Source organism: Streptomyces sp. NPDC041784 (assembly GCF_055591025.1).
On the sequence record NZ_JBVJAB010000009.1, the window covers coordinates 323,915 to 339,630 of the forward strand.

Here is a 15,716-nt window from a genome sequence, read left to right on the forward strand (position 1 = left end):
CGAGGAACGAACACGCACATGACCGCGCCCCGCATCGACACCGACACCCTCCGCCGGCTCCCCAAGGCCGTCCTGCACGACCACCTCGACGGCGGCCTGCGCCCCGCCACCGTCGTCGAGCTGGCGCAGGCGGTCGGCCACACCCTGCCCACCACCGACCCCGACGAACTGGCCGCCTGGTACTTCGAGGCCGCCAACTCGGGCGACCTGGTGCGCTACATAGCCACCTTCGAGCACACCCTCGCCGTGATGCAGACCCGCGAGGGCCTGCTGCGCACCGCCGAGGAGTACGTCCTCGACCTGGCGGCCGACGGAGTCGTCTACGCCGAGGTGCGCTACGCCCCCGAGCTGATGCTGAACGGCGGGCTCACGCTCGCCGAGGTCGTCGAGACCGTGCAGGAGGGCCTCGCGGCCGGTATGGCGAAGGCCGCCGCCGCGGGCACGCAGGTCCGGGTCGGCACCCTTCTCTGCGGTATGCGGATGTTCGACCGCACCCGCGCGACCGCCGACCTCGCGGTGGCGTTCCGGGACGCGGGCGTCGTCGGCTTCGACATCGCGGGCGCCGAGGACGGCTTCCCGCCCGCCGACCACCTCGAGGCCTTCGACCACCTGCGCCGCGAGAGCGTTCCCTTCACCATCCACGCCGGCGAGGCGCACGGCCTGCCCAGCATCCACCAGGCCCTCCAGGTGTGCGGCGCCCAGCGCATCGGCCACGGCGTGCGGATCACCGAGGACATCGTCGACGGCAAGCTCGGCCGCCTGGCCGGCTGGGTGCGGGACCGCCGTATCGCGCTGGAGATGTGCCCCACCTCCAACCTCCAGACCGGCGCCGCGACCTCCATCGCCGAGCACCCGATCACCGCGCTGAAGGACCTCGGCTTCCGCGTCACCCTCAACACCGACAACCGCCTGGTGTCGGGCACCACGATGACGCGCGAGATGGCCCTGCTCGTCGAGGAAGCCGGCTGGGGCGTCGAGGACCTGCGCACGGTCACCGTGAACGCCGTGAAGAGCGCGTTCCTCCCGTTCGACGAGCGCAAGGCCCTCATCGAGGACGTCGTCCTGCCGGGCTACGCGTCCGCGCTCTGAAGCAGCCCGCGCAGATAGGCGGCCTGTCCGACGTGCTGGAGATCGTCGGACAGGACGCTGACCAGCCGTACGCCCAGGGTGACCGGCGGATCCCAGCGCACGTCCACGACGCGCTCCAGATCGGTCGCGGTCAGCCCGCGCAGCGCCTGGAGGCTCTGGGTGTGCACGGCGTCGTAGTACCCGGTCAGCAGGTCGCCGCCGGAGACCCGCACCTTGGCGACCTTCGCCGCGGTGTGCCCGTACCCGGTGTCCTGGCGCGGCAGGTCCAGTCCGAAGCGTTTCTCCCACTCCTGGGTCAGCCACACCTGATCCCGCCCGAAGGCGTCCGCCATGTGGTCGTCCTGGACCCGGGTGAGGTGCCAGACCAGCCAGGCGATGGAGTTGACATCGGCGGCGGGGCGGGCGTGGAGGGTGTCGGGGCCGAGGCCCTCGACGACGGCGTGGACCTCTTCCTGGATGCGGCTGAAACCGTCGATGAGGATGTCCTTCGCATGCATACGTCCACCATCGCGCAGCCGCCGCGGTCCCGCCGCTTCTTTCGCCCACGTCCCGCGCGCGTCCTCGCCCCGGCGCCCTATGCCTCCCCCGTCTCCAGCAGCGCCATCAGGGCGCGGGCGGCCGGGCTGGTGGACCGGGCGGGCGGCAGCAGGGCGACCGTCTGGTAGACCACCTCGCCGGTGCCCGTCAGGGGCAGCGCGGTGAGCGCCTCGCGCTTGTGCCGGAAGTGGCGCGGTACGACCGCGACGCCGAGGTTCTCGCCCACCAGGTCCAGCAGGCTGTGCACGTCGTTGACCTCCAGCGCGACCGTACGGCGGACGTCCGCCGCCGCGAAGGCCGCGTCCGTGGCCCGGCGCGGTCCCCAGTCCGGGTGGAAGTCGACGAACACCTCGCCGGCCACGTCGGCCGGTGTCGGCGCGGACGGCGCCGAGGCCAGCCGGTGTCCGGGATGGCACAGCACGTACATCGGCTCGCCGGCCAGCGGTACACAGCGCAGCTGATCGGTGTCCGCCTGGGTGCGGTAGGCGAAGGCCAGGTCGAGCCGGCCGGCCGCCACCTCCTCGCCGAGGGCGCCCGAGCCGGTCTGCCGCAGCCGGATCTCCACGTCCGGATGGCGCCGCCGGAACGCCGCCAGCAGCCCCGCCACGTCCACCCCGGCGATGCACTGCTCGGTGCCCACGGAGAGGGTGCCGCGCACCACGCCCTGCACGGCGGCCACCGCCTCGTGCGCCGCCCGCACCTGTGCCAGGATCCGCTCCGCCTCCGCCAGCAGCGCCCGGCCCGCCTCGGTCAGCGTCACCCGCCGGGTCGTGCGCACGAACAGCGGCGCCCGCAGCTCGCGCTCCAGCGCCCGGATCGACGCGGACAGGCCCGACTGGGACACCATCAGCCGTTCGGCTGCCCGGGTGAAATGCTGGTCCTCGGCGACGGCGACGAAGTGCTGGAGGTGGCGCAGTTCCATGATTGAGAAGCGTATCCGCTGAATTCCATCGGATTCTTCTGTTGGACCACTACCCGCAGGTCGGGCCAGAGTGGGTGACGGTTTCCCAGAACCGATCCTCCGTGCCAACCCCTCCTGGAGTCGCGTTGTACACCGCACACCCCGACCGTTACGCGGACATGCCCTACCGGCGCACCGGACGCAGCGGTCTGAAGCTCCCCGCGCTGTCGCTCGGACTGTGGCACAACTTCGGGCCGGACCGCCCGGTCGAGACACAGCGGGCCATCCTGCGCCGCGCCTTCGATCTCGGCATCACCCACTTCGACCTGGCCAACAACTACGGCCCGCCGCCCGGCGCCGCCGAGTCCGCGCTCGGTGAGTTCCTGAAGGCGGACTTCGCGCCGTACCGCGACGAACTGGTCATCTCCACGAAGGCCGGATACCTGATGTGGCCCGGCCCGTACGGCGAGTGGGGCTCGCGCAAGTACGTGCTGTCGTCGCTGGACCAGAGCCTGAAGCGGCTGGGCCTCGACTACGTCGACATCTTCTACTCGCACCGTCCCGACCCGGAGACTCCGCTGGAGGAGACGATGGGCGCGCTGCACTCCGCCGTCCAGCAGGGCAAGGCGCTCTACGTCGGCGTCTCCAACTACTCGGCCGAGCAGACCCGCGAGGCCGCCCGGATCCTCGGCGAGCTGGGCACCCCGCTCCTCATCCACCAGCCGCGCTACTCGATGCTCGACCGGCGCCCCGAGAGCGAGGGCCTGCTCGACGCGCTGGACGAACTCCAGGCCGGCTCGATCGTCTACTCGCCGCTGGAGCAGGGCGTGCTGACCTCCCGCTACCTCGACGGCATCCCGGAGGGATCCCGCGCGGCGAGCGACAGCCCGTTCCTGAACTCCGACGCGCTCACCGGGGAACTGGTCGGCAAGCTGCGCGCCCTCGACGACATCGCGAAGACCCGCGGCCAGTCCCTCGCCCAGCTCGCCCTCGCCTGGGTGCTGCGCGGCGGCCGGGTCACCTCCGCGCTGGTCGGCGCGAGCAGCGCCCGCCAGATCGAGGACAGCGTCGGCGCCCTGGCCAACCTGGACTTCGAGGCGGACGAGCTGGCCCGGATCGACGCGGTGATCAACGGCTGATCAGCGGCCGACGCGCTCCGTCAGGCGGACGGTGACGGGGTCGCCCTCCTCCTTGCCGATGGCCTTGCGCACCTCGGCCCTGACAGGGAGCTTGTGGGTGCCGTCCCCGAGCGCCATGAAGGAACTCTCGAACGGATGTCCGTCGACGGTCCCGCGGATCTTGACCAGTCCGCGGGTGCCGAAGTACTCGGCGGACTCCGGCCAGACCACATAGGTCCATCCGCCCTTGGCCGGGCTCTTGCGCAGGACGGCGGTGAATTCCGCGTCCGCTTTCCCGCTCGTGCTCATGACGTCCTCCGCTCGCGGTGGTCCTTCTCCGGATAGACCGCCGCGTGCGGAGGAACTCATCGCCGGGCCGGCCTCAGGCCCCGGGCACCCGGTCCAGGAAGCCGAGGACGGACGTGATCCGGTCCTCCGCGTCCAGGGTGACGACGTCCGAACCGGCCACCGGCGCGGACCGGTCGGCCTCGTTCACCAGCTCCCAGGAGAAGCGGGCCGTGTCGTGGTGCCCGTCGACCCGCCCGGTGAGCCGGAAGACGAAACCGGGGAACTGCGCGTGCGCCGCCGTCACCACGGCCGCGATCGGCTCGTGCCCCCGGACGTCGGCCAGCGGGTCGGTGTAGCTGCCGTCCACCGCCCACGCGGCAGCGACAGCCTTGGCCAAAGCCTCGGGCTCGCGAGCGTTCCAGGCTTCGAAGTAACGGGCGACGGCGTTCTCGTAACGGTCGGTGGTCGCGGACATCGGAATCAGCCCCCAGATTGGGTCGTCGGCACTGGTCAGGACCCGGATCCAGGCCTTCGCCGATCCGGTGCGACCACCTTGCCCGCCCCCGCCGTACGGGTCGATTACCTCTCGGGTCATGACGGCGGCACGGCGACGCCGCAGGAATCCGGCCATGAAGGGCGATGAATATGCCAAGAGACTGGCCGGAAAGTCATGGTGACAGTGTTTCAGCAGTGAACATACTCGAACGTCAGGGGTAGTTCACCTCACAGGAGCCGCACGGAAAGCGAGGCCCAGCCGGCAAGCGAACAGCGGGGGAGAGGGACGTGCACGACGAATTCCTGTGCCATGTCACCGCGTACGGCGTCTGCGACGGCCGGCGTATCGGCGTACCGCTCGGCACCTATCGCGCGCCGACGCTCGCGCTGGCCCTCTGGTGGCTGCGGGACCGGGCCTCGTGGATGGCCGAACGGCTCGATCCGCGTCCCGAGAGCGAGCACATCCCGCCGAACGCCCTCGTGCCGGTCTCCCACACCGTGCCGGACGTCCCCGCGCTGCTGCGGGCCTGGTGCGCCGACCTGGAACAACAGGACCTGGTGGCCGACGAGTTGGCCGGCGGTCGGCTGGTCCGGATCGCGGTCAGCGACGAGACCACCGAGTACGAGCTGCTCGCCGAGTCCGTCGACGCGCTGCGCATGCAGCGCACCCTCCCCGCGCTCGTCCTCCCCGTCGGCTGAGACCGCCGCCTGAAGGGGGGGCTGGGGGCTTCTCGGAGTGGCGAATACGCCTCCTGCCGTAGGGCGGTCAAACGGGTGAATCTATAGAATTCGGGCCATGGTGGAGCGGTGGCCCGCCCCGACGGCGCCCGAACTCGTGCTGGAGACCGATACGGGCTCCACGGTGATGAACCCGACCCGTGCCTACCGTGTAGGCCGCGACCCCCTCAGCGACATCGTCATCGACGACGCCCGCGTCAGCTGGCACCACGCGGTGCTGCGGCCCGACGGCGACCACTGGACCCTCGAGGACGCGCAGAGCACCAACGGCACCTGGGCCGACGGCCATCGGATCCGCGAGTGGGCCGTGGGACCCGGCAGCGTGATCCGCTTCGGCAGCCCGTCCGACGGCCCGTGCGCCGTTCTGGCGGACCGCCCATCGCCCGCCCCGCAGCGCCCCCCGTCCGTGTCGATGCCCGCGCAGACCGGCACCTTCCGGCAGCCCGCGACCGTGCATCCGCTGCCGACCCGTACCGTCCGCATCGGCCGCGCCGCCGACAACGACCTTGTCGTCGACGACCTCGTGGTCTCGCGCCGGCACGCCGAACTGCGCGCCCTGCCCGGGGGCGGCTACGAGATCCTCGACCTCGGCAGCCACAACGGCACCTACCTCAACGGCCTGCCCGTCACCCGCGCCCCCGTCGGCCCCGGGGACATCGTCGGCATCGGCCACTCGGCGTTCTGTCTGGTCGGCCACGAACTCCAGGAGTACGTCGACACCGGCGAGGTCTCCCTCGACGTCCAGGACCTCACCGTCGCCGTCGACCGCGGCCGCAAGGTCCTGCTCGACCACGTGTCCTTCCCGGTGGGCGAGAAGTGCCTGCTCGCCGTCGTCGGACCCAGCGGCGCCGGGAAGTCCACCCTGCTCGGCGCCCTCACCGGCCAGCGCCCCGCCGACCACGGCACGGTCGTCTACGACGGCCGCGACCTCTACCACGACTACGCCGAACTGCGTCAGCGCATCGGACTGGTCCCGCAGGACGACATCCTGCACGCCCAGCTGACCGTCCGCGCCGCCCTCGGCTACGCCGCCGAACTGCGCTTCCCGCAAGACACCGCGAAGACCGAGCGCCGGGCACGCGTCGACGAGGTCATCCGCGAACTGGGCCTGGAACAGCGCGCGGGCCAGCCCGTGCACAGCCTCTCCGGCGGTCAGCGCAAACGGGTCAGCGTCGCCCTGGAGCTGCTCACCAAGCCCTCGCTGCTCTTCCTCGACGAGCCGACGTCCGGCCTCGACCCCGGCATGGACCGCTCGGTGATGCACATGCTGCGCGGCCTCGCCGACGACGGCCGTACGGTCGTCGTCGTCACCCACAGCGTCCTCAGCCTCGACGTCTGCGACCGGCTCCTCGTCCTCGCGCCCGGTGGCCGGGTCGCCTACTACGGCCCGCCCGGCGAGGCCCTCGCCTTCTTCGGCTGCGCGCAGTGGCCCGAGGCGTTCGAGGCCTTCGAGCGCGACCAGGACCGGGACTGGGCGGGGGAGTACCGCGCGTCACCGCTGCACCGGCAGTACGTCCTCGACGCCGACGCCCAGCCCCGGCTGCCCCGCTCCGGACCGGTGATCATGCTGCCGCCGGCCCGGCCGCGCAGCCGGGGTGCCCAGCTCGGCACCCTGGTCCGCCGCTACGCGGCCGCGCTCGCCGCCGACCGCACGTTCCTGGCCGTCATGATCGCGCTGCCGTTCGTGATGGGCGCCATGGCCCGCGCCCTCGCCGGTGGCACGCTCACCCGGGACACCGCGCTGAACGCGCTGCTCATCCTGTGCGTCGGCGGCGTCCTGACCGGCGCGGCCAACGCCGTGCGCGAACTCGTCAAGGAACGGGTGATCTACCAGCGGGAGCGGGCCGTCGGCCTGTCCCGGTCGGCCTACCTGATGTCGAAGGTCGTGGTCCTGGGCGCGGTGACCGTCGTGCAGGCGGTGGTGCTGACCCTTGTCGCCCTGCTCGGCGTCGATCTCGGCGCGCCGGGAGGGGAGGGAGTGCTGCTGCCGCCCCTGATCGAGATCGCGGTGGCCGTGGCCCTGCTGGCCTTCACCGCGATGATGCTCGGCCTGGTGATCTCCGCGCTCGTCCGCAAGGAGGAGGTGACGATGCCGCTGCTGGTGCTGCTCGCCATCGTCCAGGTGGTCTTCTGCGGAGCCCTGCTGAAGCTGGACGGCGTGCCCGGCCTGGAGCAGCTGTCCTGGCTCGTGCCCTCCCGCTGGGCGCTCGGTGCGATGGCAGGCACCATCGAGCTGTCCCGGACCGTCCCCGGGGACATCACCGCGGATCCGCTCTTCGAGCACGCGACCGGCGTGTGGCTGCTCGACGTGTCGATGCTCGTGGTGCTCTCGGCGGTCCTCGGATTCGCGGTCTCCCGGCTGCTGCGCCGCAGGGAACCGGCCGTGATGCGCAGGTCGTGAGCGGCCCGCCTGTGGTGCGGAGGTTGTGAGCGGCTGCCGTGGTGCGCGGGTCGCGGCCGGACCGCCGCGCTGCTCAGGGTCGCGACCACCCCCCGTGCTGCTCAGGACGTCCGTGCCGCGCCCCGTCGCTGCACCGCCCGTGCCGGCAGTGCGCCCAGGAAGCCCGCGGCCAGCCCCCACAGTGCGGCCAGACCGAGTGCCGGCCACACCTCCGGGTGCAGCACCAACTCGCCGGAGAGCCCGCCGACGTCGCTGATGCCGAGCACGGTCAGGCCGTAGTACGCGGTGACCCGGCCGGTCAGGCAGATCATCAGCACAGTGAGCACCAGCGCCACCGCCATGTGCACGGCGTGCTGCCAGGCGCGCGTGCGGGCCGGTGAGCGGGCCGCCATCACGAACGCGGCCGCGAGCAGCAGTACGGCGTTCACGACGACGAGCCACCACACCCGGCCGTCCTGCTCGGCGAGGGTGCCCAGGTTCAGCGCGGCCGTGTCGTCACCGCGCAGCACCTCGTCCAGGACGTGCGGCATGGGCAGTCCGAACGGGCCCTCCACCTTGCCGTTCCAGGTGGCGCCCAGCCCGACCGTGAACGTCAGCCACACCAGGTTGGGCAGCCCCAGCAGGACGACCGCGAAGGTCTCCCGGGCATGACCTTGGGTCGCCGCGACCACGAGGGCGATGACGACGCCCAGCGCGACGTAGGCGAGCAGCAGCGCGACCATCGCGTACGCGGCCGGCCGGACCGACTCCTGGAAGCGCAGCAGCCCGCCCGGCAGCGGAGCCCCGCGCGCGACCAGCAGCGCCAGCAGCAGCACACCGGCCAGCCACAGCAGCCCCGTCACGAGGGTGAGCGGCACGTCCGCGGCGAAGCCGACCTCCGGGCTGATGCCGAACAGCTCACCGAGGTCGTTCAGCGTGTCGTCGCCCAGGGACACCGCGAAGGTCTGGCGGGCCGTGAGGGCCAGGGCGAGCAGCCCGAGCAGCCACACCACGGCGATCCGGGCGGCCCAGCCGGCCAGCTCCCGGGCCCCGGCGACCGCCCGGTGCCGCAGCGGCCGCAGAAACCCGGCGGCGGTCACGAGCGCCCCGGCGAGCGTGACGGACAGCGGCACCACGGTCATCCCGCTCTCCGTACCGGCGAGGTCCCCGGCGGTCCCGGACAGCTCCACCGTTCCACCGACGGCCGTGACGACGGTCGCGGCGACCACCCGGGGGAAGGCTCCGTCCGGCAGGTCCGTGGCACCGGCCGCCCACAGGCCCAGCGCGGCCACGACCAGCATGGCGGCCAGCCCGGCCAGCGCCGTGCCGAACGCCGCGACCCAGCCGTGGCGGGCGGCTCGTGCCGGTGTTCGTGCCTGGTCGGAGGGGCGGTGCGGCGGGCTCACCCTGCCACGCTAAACAGCACCGCGACCGCCCGCCTGCCGGGAGGGCCGTCCGCGTCCGGCTTGCGGGCCTCGCCCGACCGGAGCACACAATGGGTGCGATGTGGGCTAAAGCTGTGCAAACCCGCTAAAAGGGTTGAATGTCGCGACAGGCCCACGCCGGGAGGATCGCGTGAGCGTCGAACCGCCGGCCTCCGGCCGTCCCACCGAACCACCCCCGCCCGAGCCCGGGCCCGGACCGCGACCGCGCCGGAGCGGGACCGCGCCCCGCGCCGTCCTGCTCGGCACCGCCGTCGTGGTCGCCGTGGCTCTCGGCCTCCTCGTCACCCTCCCGAACGCGGGCGGATCGGCGGACAGCGGGGCTTCGGCGGACAGCGGGGCTTCGGTGGACGGCAGGGCTTCGGCGGACGGCGGCGGCGAGGTCTTCCTCCAGTCCGCGACCAAGAGCGGTCCGGACCCGTTCACCGAGTCCACCGCCATCGACGGCTCCGCCCCGCCCCCGCAGCCGGTCGCTCCGGCGTCCACCACCGAGGCCGCGAACGTCGTGCGCAGCGTCGACGGCGGGGCCGAGGGGCTGTACAGCGGGAACCGCAACTCCGTCGGCTGCGACGTGGAGAAGCAGATCGGCGCCCTGCGCGCGGCCCCCGCCAGGAACAAGGCCTTCGCCTCCATGGCCGGCGTCGACCCCGCCCAGGTCCCCGCCTACCTGCGCTCGCTCACCCCCGTGCAGCTGCGCATGGACACCCGCGTCACCCATCACGGCTACCGCACCGCCGCCGTCACCACCTACCAGGCCGTGCTCCAGGCCGGTACCGCCGTCCTCGTCGACGGGCACGGTGTGCCCCGGGTGCGCTGTGCCTGTGGCAACCCGCTGACCCCGGCGGTCGCCCAGCAGACCGTGCCGAAGCCGACCGGCGACTCCTGGCCGTCGTACCGCACCACGAACGTCGTCGTGGTCCATGCCTCCGTGAAGATCGTGAACGTCTTCGTGCTCCACGACCCCGACGACGGCCGGCACCAGTGGTTCGGCCGGCACCGGGGCGACTGGGGCGGCCACCAGGACCGGCCCGCCCGCCCCCCGGCGAAGCCCACTCCGCACGTGACCGTGACCACCCCGCACGCCTCGCACAGCCCCTGGTCGCCGGGTTCGCCCACGTCGGCCTCGCCGTGCGAGCGGCACGGCCGGCACACGCCCTGCCTGCCGCCCTCGTCCGGCTCGCCGTCCGTTGCGTCCTCCCCGGCCTCCCCGTCCTCTCCGTCCTCTCCGTCCTCAGAGTCGTCGCGGCACCACGACCGGCCGCAACACGACCGGCCGGACCTGCGCGACGAGCCGTCGTCCCCCGGCTCCGAGCCGCCGTCCTCCCCGCCGCCGTCCTCCCCGCCCCCATCCTCCCCGCCCCCGTCCTCCTCCGACGAGCCGCAGGACCCGCCGCCCGGACTCACCGGCGAGTCGTCGTCCCCGGTCCCCCCGGCCCCGGAGCCCCCGCCGTCGCCCGGTGCCGACGGCGAGTCGCCGCCCGCCTCACCCGCCTCGCCGACCTCGCCGTCCGTCGCCCCGCCCGCCCCGGCGTCCTCCTCCGGCTCACCCGCGGCGTGACGCACCCCATGCCCCCGACACGCACGGGGTGACGGAGACGGGGACTGCCGGGCGCGGCACGGGGTACGAGCACAGATGCAGCAGCGTCCGGCCAGTCCGGCCTCCGAGAGAGAACAGCATGACCGACCACCTGGACGGGGCAGTGATACCGACTGGTTTCGACGTACCCGTGGAACCGCTACGGCGGGCGGCGCACTTCACCGGCGAACCCGGTTGCATCGCCGAGGCACGCAGCTTCGCCGCCCACTTCGTCGACCAGCTCAGGACCGAGTGGTGCGCGCGCATCGACGAGCGCGCGAGCGGCGCCGTGCTGCTCGTGGTGAGCGAACTCGTCACCAACGCCGACCGGCACAGCAACGGCCCGTACATCCTGGAGATGGAGGGCACGGACGACTCGGTCACGGTGTGCGTGTACGACAGCAGCGACGCGCTGCCCCTTCGCTTCCCGAAGGATCCCGAGCGCATCGGCCGGCACGGGCTGGAGATCGTGCACGCGCTGGCGGCGGAGGTCACCGCCGAGCGCGTGCCGGTGGGCAAGCGCGTCCGCGCCCTGCTGAGGCTGGCCGACTGACCAGCGCCTCAGACGCGGTCCAGCTCGCCCAGCATGCCCTCCCGCAGCCGGGTGATGATCCGCTTGATCAGGCGGGACACATGCATCTGGGAGCAGCCGAGCCGCTCACCGATCTCCGCCTGGGTGGCCTCCTCGACGAACCGCAGGTGCAGGATCCGCCGGTCCCGCTCGCTCAGCTCGGCCATCAGCGGAGCGAGCGCGTGGAAGTCCTCGACGAGCCGCAGCCCGTCCTCCTCCACACCGATGAAGTCCGCGAGGACCGCCTCGCCGCTGTCGGTGCCGTCGCCGGTGAGCGCGGCGTCGAGCGAGGAGGAGTTGTAGCCGTTGGCGGCGATCTGCGCCTCCACGACCTCGTTCTCGGAGATGTTCATCAGGGTGGCCAGCTCCGCCACCGTCGGCTCCCGGTCCAGCCGGCCCGCCAGTTCGTCCCGCGCCTTGGCCAGTTCCACGCGCAGTTCCTGGAGTCGGCGCGGCACGTGCACGGCCCATGTGGTGTCCCGGAAGAACCGCTTGATCTCGCCCACGATGTACGGCAGCGCGAAGGACGTGAACTCCACCTCGCGCGAGATCTCGAACCGGTCGATGGCCTTGATCAGGCCGATCATCCCGGTCTGGACGATGTCCTCCATGTCGTCCCCGCGGTTGCGGAACCGTCCGGCCGCGAACCGCACCAGGGACATGTTCATCTCGATGAGCGTGTTGCGCGCGTACTGGTAGTCGTGGGTGCCTTCTTCGCGGACGGCCAGCCGCTGGAAGAACTGGCGGGACAACTCCCGCGCGTCGCGCGGCGCCACGCTCCGCGGGTCCTCGACTCCCGGCAAGGGTGCGCCATCCGTGCTGGTCCTGGCGGTGTCCTCGACGACCTGTGCCTCCGACCGGATCACGGCGGTGTGCATTGCCTCTCCCAAAAGTCACTGTTCGACGGCTACTGCTCTCGGTCCGTGAGCGGACGCGCACAGGCGGATCCGCTCAGGGGGCGGGTACCCCGCCTGGGCCGAGGCATGCGTCCTGACGTCGCGACAGCACGCCGACGGCACGATCCACGGCACGACCGACGGCGCGACGAGGACCGCGCCGGGGTCCCGATTCCACCGAGAGCGCAACGCCGGAGACTTTCCGTCACCGTCCGCGCTTCTAGGCTGGGGAGGTGACCGAGCAGACGCCGAAACCAGCCCGAGTGATCCCGCTGCGCCCGCCCGCCGCGCGCCCGGCCCCCGAGCAGGACACCCCCAGAGAGCCGCTCTGGCGCGACCTGGTCGGAGACGTCCTGCGCCGTGAACGCCAGGCCCAGGAACGTACGTTGAAGGACGTCGCCGACGAGGCCCGGATTTCCATGCCCTACCTGTCGGAGGTGGAGCGCGGCCGCAAGGAGGCGTCCTCGGAGGTCCTCGCGGCCGCCGCCCACGCCCTCGGCCTGAGCCTCGGCGACCTGCTTGCGCGGGCGCACGGGGACCTCACCCGGGCCGTCGGCCGCCGGCCCGCCCGGATCCGCGCGACGACCACCGCGCCGTACGACGGCCTCTGCCTGGCCGCCTGACGACGGGCTCCGCGTCGGCCGTCCGGCGACGCGGAGCCGCTTCGGCCGTCCGGCGACGCGCTCAGACGCCGACGGGGCGCGGGCCCAGCACCTCGTCCGCCAGCCCGTACGCCACCGCTTCCGATGCCGTGAACACCTTGTCGCGGTCCATGTCCGCGCGCAGCGTGGCGATGTCGTGGTGCGTGTGCCGGGCGAGCACCTCCTCGACCTGGGCGCGGATCCGGATCATCTCCTGGGCCTGGAGCGCGAGATCGGAGACCGTGCCCCGGCTGCCGCCGCTGGCCGGCTGCCCCAGCAGCACCCGCGCATGCTCCAGCACGAACCGCCGCCCCGGGTCGCCGCCGGCCAGCAGCACGGCCGCCGTGGACGCCGCCTGTCCCACGCAGAACGTCGAGATGGGCGCGCGGACGAACGTCATGGTGTCGTAGATCGCCATCAGCGAGGTGAACGAGCCGCCGGGGGAGTTGAGGTAGATCGCGATCTCCTGCTCGGGCGCCGCCGACTCCAGATGGAGGAGTTGCGCGATGACGACGTTGGCGACGCCGTCGTCGATCTCCGTGCCGAGGAAGATGATCCGCTCCGACAGCAGCCGGCTGAACACGTCGTAGGACCGCTCGCCCTGCGGGGTCCGCTCGACGACGTGCGGAATCGTGTACGTCCCCATGTCACAGCCCCACCCGTCGTCGCGCCGAGGCCGGGCGGACGTCGGCGAGCGACTCCACCACCCGGTCCACCATGCCGTACCCCCTGGCCTCCTCGGCCGTGAACCAGCGGTCGCGGTCCCCGTCACGGGAGATGGCCTCCGGGGACTGGCCGGTGTGCTCCGCCGTGATCCGCTCGACGGTCCGCTTGGTGAACTCCAGGTTCTCCGCCTGGATCTCGATGTCCGCGGTGGTGCCGCCGATCCCGGCCGACGGCTGGTGCATCATGATTCGCGCGTTCGGCAGCGCGAACCGCTTGCCGGGCGCGCCGACGCTGAGCAGGAACTGGCCCATGCTGGCCGCGAAGCCCATCGCGAGCGTCGAGACGTCGTTGGGGACCAGCCGCATCGTGTCGTAGATGGCCAGGCCGGCGTGCACCGACCCGCCCGGGCTGTTGATGTACAGGGCGATGTCGGTGCGCGGGTCCTCCGCGGACAGGATGAGCAGCTGGGCGCAGACCCGGTTCGCGGAGACCTCGTCGACCTGGGTGCCGAGGAGGACGATGCGCTGGGCCAGCAGTTGGGCGGCCAGATGGTCGTCGAACCGGGTGGGCGGGGTGTCGCCCTCCTCGGCCCTTGGAGCGAGCGGGGTCATCGGGTCTCCTCGTCGTCGGGGGAATGCCGTCGACCTCACTCTCGGCCTCGCACGGCGCCCCGACGAGATTTCTCTGCCCGTGGCAGATTCGCCACGGGCAGAGCGGACCGGAGCGGGAGCCGTCGGCCCGTTCGACGGCTTCCCGCCGCGCGGCCGTCCGGGTGGATTCCGGGCCCGACCGATGAGTTCCAGGGCGGCCCGGGGTCGACACTGATGACCGCGTTCCACGCCCAGGAGGTACTCATGACCACCGACGGATTCACCACGTGTCTCTGGTTCGACGGCCAGGCCGAGGAGGCCGCCCACCACTACGTGTCGATCTTCAAGAACTCCCGGGTCGGGAACGTGACCCGCTACACCGAGGCCGGACCGGGCCCCGCCGGCTCGGTGCTCACCGTGGAGTTCACCGCGAACGGCCAGAAGTTCGTCGCCCTGAACGGCGGCCCCCAGTTCACGTTCAACGAGGCCGTCTCCTTCCAGATCGACTGCGCCGACCAGGAGGAGATCGACTTCTACTGGGACAAGCTCCTCGACGGCGGTGGCGAGCCCGGCCCCTGTGGCTGGCTCAAGGACAGGTACGGCGTGTCCTGGCAGGTCGTCCCGACCGCGCTCATGGACATGATCACCGGCGGCGAGCAGGAGAAGGCCGCCCGGGCCATGAAGGCCATGCTCGCGATGGGCAAGCTCGACCTCGCCGCGCTCCGGACGGCGTACGACGGCGCGTAGCAGGCGCGGCGCGGGAGCCCGCCACCGGGTGGTGCTCCCGCCCTCGCGGAGACGGGAGCACCGGAGACGGAAGCACCACCCCTGCTCACACCCGGTCCGCGCTCACACCCGGTCCGCCGCGATCAGCAGATACTGGAAGCTGCCGTTGCGGTAGGCGGTCAGGAACGTTTCCTCGATGCCGGTGACCAGATGCTCGGCCTCGCTGCGCAGCTCCCAGTACGGGATGGTCGCCTCGGTCAGATCCTCCACATGGACCGGCACCAGCCGGTTGCGGGCCATCGCCCGGAAGTACTCCGAACGCGGGTGGATGTCGCAGATGTAGTGGGCGTTGATGAGCGACACCTCCCGCGAGGCCTGTCCGTAGGTGTCGTTGTAGCAGCCGGTGATCACGACGTACCGCCCGCCGCGGCGCAGCAGCCGGGCGTGCTCGGCGAAGAGCAGGTCCAGCTCGACGTACATGCTCGACTCGTTGTTCCACGACGCCGCGTAGGCGCCCGTCCGAAGGCCCGTGTCCAGCATGTTGCGATGGTGGTAGCGCACCTTGTCGTCGATGCCCCGCTTGCGGGCCTGCTCATTGGCGAACTCGGCCTGCTTGGCGGAGATGGTCACGCCGTCCGCGTGGCAGCCGTGGCGCAGATGGGCCGTCACACTGCCGCCGCCGCGCCCGCAGCCCGCGTCGAACACCCGGTCGTCCGGGGTGAGCGGGCCGAGCCGGGAGGCGAGCAGCTCGGCCTGGGCGTGCTCCAGCCGGTGCAGCTCGGCGGTCACCCGGTCCCTGCGCAGGTCGGGGTCGGGCTCGTCGAGCACCGACCGGTCGGCGGCGCCGATGCCGTAGTGATGGTGGTAGAGGTCGTCGATCCGGCCCAGTTCGAGGTTGACCGGGTTCTCCTCGGTGTTCCAGTAGTCCGCGACGCGGTTCTGGTAGACGGACTGGGTCGGCAGCTGCACGGTCGCGGCGAGGGTGTCGGGGGTCATGGTCAACGGTGACTCCTTGCGATGCTGTGGACGACGTGCTGTCGAGAACGGGCTGTCGAGAACGGG

17 protein-coding genes are annotated in these 15,716 nt (G+C 72.1%); 8 read left to right on the forward strand and 9 right to left on the reverse strand.

Annotation, left to right across the window (positions count from 1 at the left end):
- The first annotated feature begins 18 nt into the window (after positions 1-18).
- Positions 19-1,089, forward strand: a complete 1,071-nt coding sequence (locus tag ACZ6D7_RS21810) for an adenosine deaminase (protein ID WP_469492894.1) — start codon at positions 19-21, stop codon at positions 1,087-1,089.
- On the opposite strand, the gene ACZ6D7_RS21815 is transcribed toward ACZ6D7_RS21810, so the two are convergent.
- Positions 1,071-1,586 carry a mycothiol transferase gene (locus ACZ6D7_RS21815; RefSeq protein WP_469492897.1) on the reverse strand — a complete coding sequence of 172 codons (516 nt, stop codon included), beginning with the start codon at positions 1,584-1,586 and terminating at the stop codon, positions 1,071-1,073. The two genes, ACZ6D7_RS21810 and ACZ6D7_RS21815, sit on opposite strands and share 19 nt — an antisense overlap.
- 77 nt (positions 1,587-1,663) lie before the next feature.
- Complete coding sequence (locus tag ACZ6D7_RS21820; RefSeq protein WP_469492900.1) at positions 1,664-2,548, reverse strand: LysR family transcriptional regulator; 885 nt, start codon at positions 2,546-2,548, stop codon at positions 1,664-1,666.
- A gap of 125 nt (positions 2,549-2,673) precedes the next feature.
- Here ACZ6D7_RS21820 and mgrA point away from each other — a divergent pair, with 125 nt between their 5' ends.
- Positions 2,674-3,666: an L-glyceraldehyde 3-phosphate reductase gene (gene mgrA / locus ACZ6D7_RS21825; protein WP_469492903.1), complete on the forward strand. Its 993-nt coding sequence runs from the start codon at positions 2,674-2,676 to the stop codon at positions 3,664-3,666.
- Here mgrA and ACZ6D7_RS21830 read toward each other — a convergent pair whose 3' ends face one another.
- Together ACZ6D7_RS21830 and ACZ6D7_RS21835 are read right to left on the reverse strand one after the other, a co-directional pair.
- Complete coding sequence (locus ACZ6D7_RS21830; RefSeq protein ID WP_469492906.1) at positions 3,667-3,954, reverse strand: DUF1905 domain-containing protein; 288 nt, start codon at positions 3,952-3,954, stop codon at positions 3,667-3,669.
- A gap of 73 nt (positions 3,955-4,027) precedes the next feature.
- Entirely contained in the window at positions 4,028-4,408 is a 381-nt protein-coding gene (locus tag ACZ6D7_RS21835) for a nuclear transport factor 2 family protein (RefSeq protein ID WP_469492908.1), read from the reverse strand.
- A 308-nt stretch (positions 4,409-4,716) separates the two neighbouring features.
- Here ACZ6D7_RS21835 and ACZ6D7_RS21840 point away from each other — a divergent pair, with 308 nt between their 5' ends.
- Both ACZ6D7_RS21840 and ACZ6D7_RS21845 read left to right on the forward strand, forming a co-directional pair.
- Entirely contained in the window at positions 4,717-5,127 is a 411-nt protein-coding gene (locus ACZ6D7_RS21840; protein ID WP_469492911.1) for a hypothetical protein, read from the forward strand.
- A 97-nt stretch (positions 5,128-5,224) separates the two neighbouring features.
- Complete coding sequence (locus tag ACZ6D7_RS21845; RefSeq protein WP_469492914.1) at positions 5,225-7,567, forward strand: ABC transporter ATP-binding protein/permease; 2,343 nt, start codon at positions 5,225-5,227, stop codon at positions 7,565-7,567.
- A 101-nt stretch (positions 7,568-7,668) separates the two neighbouring features.
- On the opposite strand, the gene ACZ6D7_RS21850 is transcribed toward ACZ6D7_RS21845, so the two are convergent.
- A complete protein-coding gene (locus tag ACZ6D7_RS21850) occupies positions 7,669-8,952 on the reverse strand; it encodes a streptophobe family protein (protein WP_469492917.1) in 1,284 nt (427 codons plus the stop codon).
- A gap of 169 nt (positions 8,953-9,121) precedes the next feature.
- Between ACZ6D7_RS21850 and ACZ6D7_RS21855 the strand changes: the two genes are divergently transcribed.
- A complete protein-coding gene (locus tag ACZ6D7_RS21855) occupies positions 9,122-10,546 on the forward strand; it encodes a DUF6777 domain-containing protein (protein ID WP_469492919.1) in 1,425 nt (474 codons plus the stop codon).
- A gap of 118 nt (positions 10,547-10,664) precedes the next feature.
- Positions 10,665-11,117 (forward strand): ATP-binding protein, encoded by a 453-nt coding sequence (locus ACZ6D7_RS21860; protein ID WP_469492921.1) that lies wholly within the window; start codon positions 10,665-10,667, stop codon positions 11,115-11,117.
- 8 nt (positions 11,118-11,125) lie between these two features.
- On the opposite strand, the gene ACZ6D7_RS21865 is transcribed toward ACZ6D7_RS21860, so the two are convergent.
- Positions 11,126-12,013: an RNA polymerase sigma factor SigF gene (locus ACZ6D7_RS21865; RefSeq protein ID WP_469492922.1), complete on the reverse strand. Its 888-nt coding sequence runs from the start codon at positions 12,011-12,013 to the stop codon at positions 11,126-11,128.
- 251 nt (positions 12,014-12,264) lie between these two features.
- On the opposite strand from ACZ6D7_RS21865, the gene ACZ6D7_RS21870 reads away from it, so the two are divergent.
- A complete protein-coding gene (locus ACZ6D7_RS21870) occupies positions 12,265-12,654 on the forward strand; it encodes a helix-turn-helix domain-containing protein (RefSeq protein ID WP_469492925.1) in 390 nt (129 codons plus the stop codon).
- Positions 12,655-12,715: 61 nt separating this feature from the next.
- Here the strand turns inward: ACZ6D7_RS21870 and ACZ6D7_RS21875 are convergent, their stop codons facing one another.
- The gene (locus tag ACZ6D7_RS21875; protein WP_469492927.1) at positions 12,716-13,318 is read right to left on the reverse strand and encodes a ClpP family protease; all 603 of its coding nucleotides are present in this window, start codon (positions 13,316-13,318) and stop codon (positions 12,716-12,718) included.
- A 1-nt stretch (position 13,319) separates the two neighbouring features.
- On the reverse strand, positions 13,320-13,949 hold the full coding sequence (locus tag ACZ6D7_RS21880; protein ID WP_469492929.1) for an ATP-dependent Clp protease proteolytic subunit: 630 nt from the start codon (positions 13,947-13,949) through the stop codon (positions 13,320-13,322).
- A 243-nt stretch (positions 13,950-14,192) separates the two neighbouring features.
- On the opposite strand from ACZ6D7_RS21880, the gene ACZ6D7_RS21885 reads away from it, so the two are divergent.
- Positions 14,193-14,675 carry a VOC family protein gene (locus tag ACZ6D7_RS21885; protein WP_469492932.1) on the forward strand — a complete coding sequence of 161 codons (483 nt, stop codon included), beginning with the start codon at positions 14,193-14,195 and terminating at the stop codon, positions 14,673-14,675.
- A gap of 102 nt (positions 14,676-14,777) precedes the next feature.
- Here the strand turns inward: ACZ6D7_RS21885 and ACZ6D7_RS21890 are convergent, their stop codons facing one another.
- Positions 14,778-15,650, reverse strand: coding sequence for a geranyl diphosphate 2-C-methyltransferase (locus ACZ6D7_RS21890; RefSeq protein WP_469493064.1), 873 nt, complete (start codon positions 15,648-15,650; stop codon positions 14,778-14,780).
- Between the last annotated feature and the right edge of the window lie 66 nt (positions 15,651-15,716).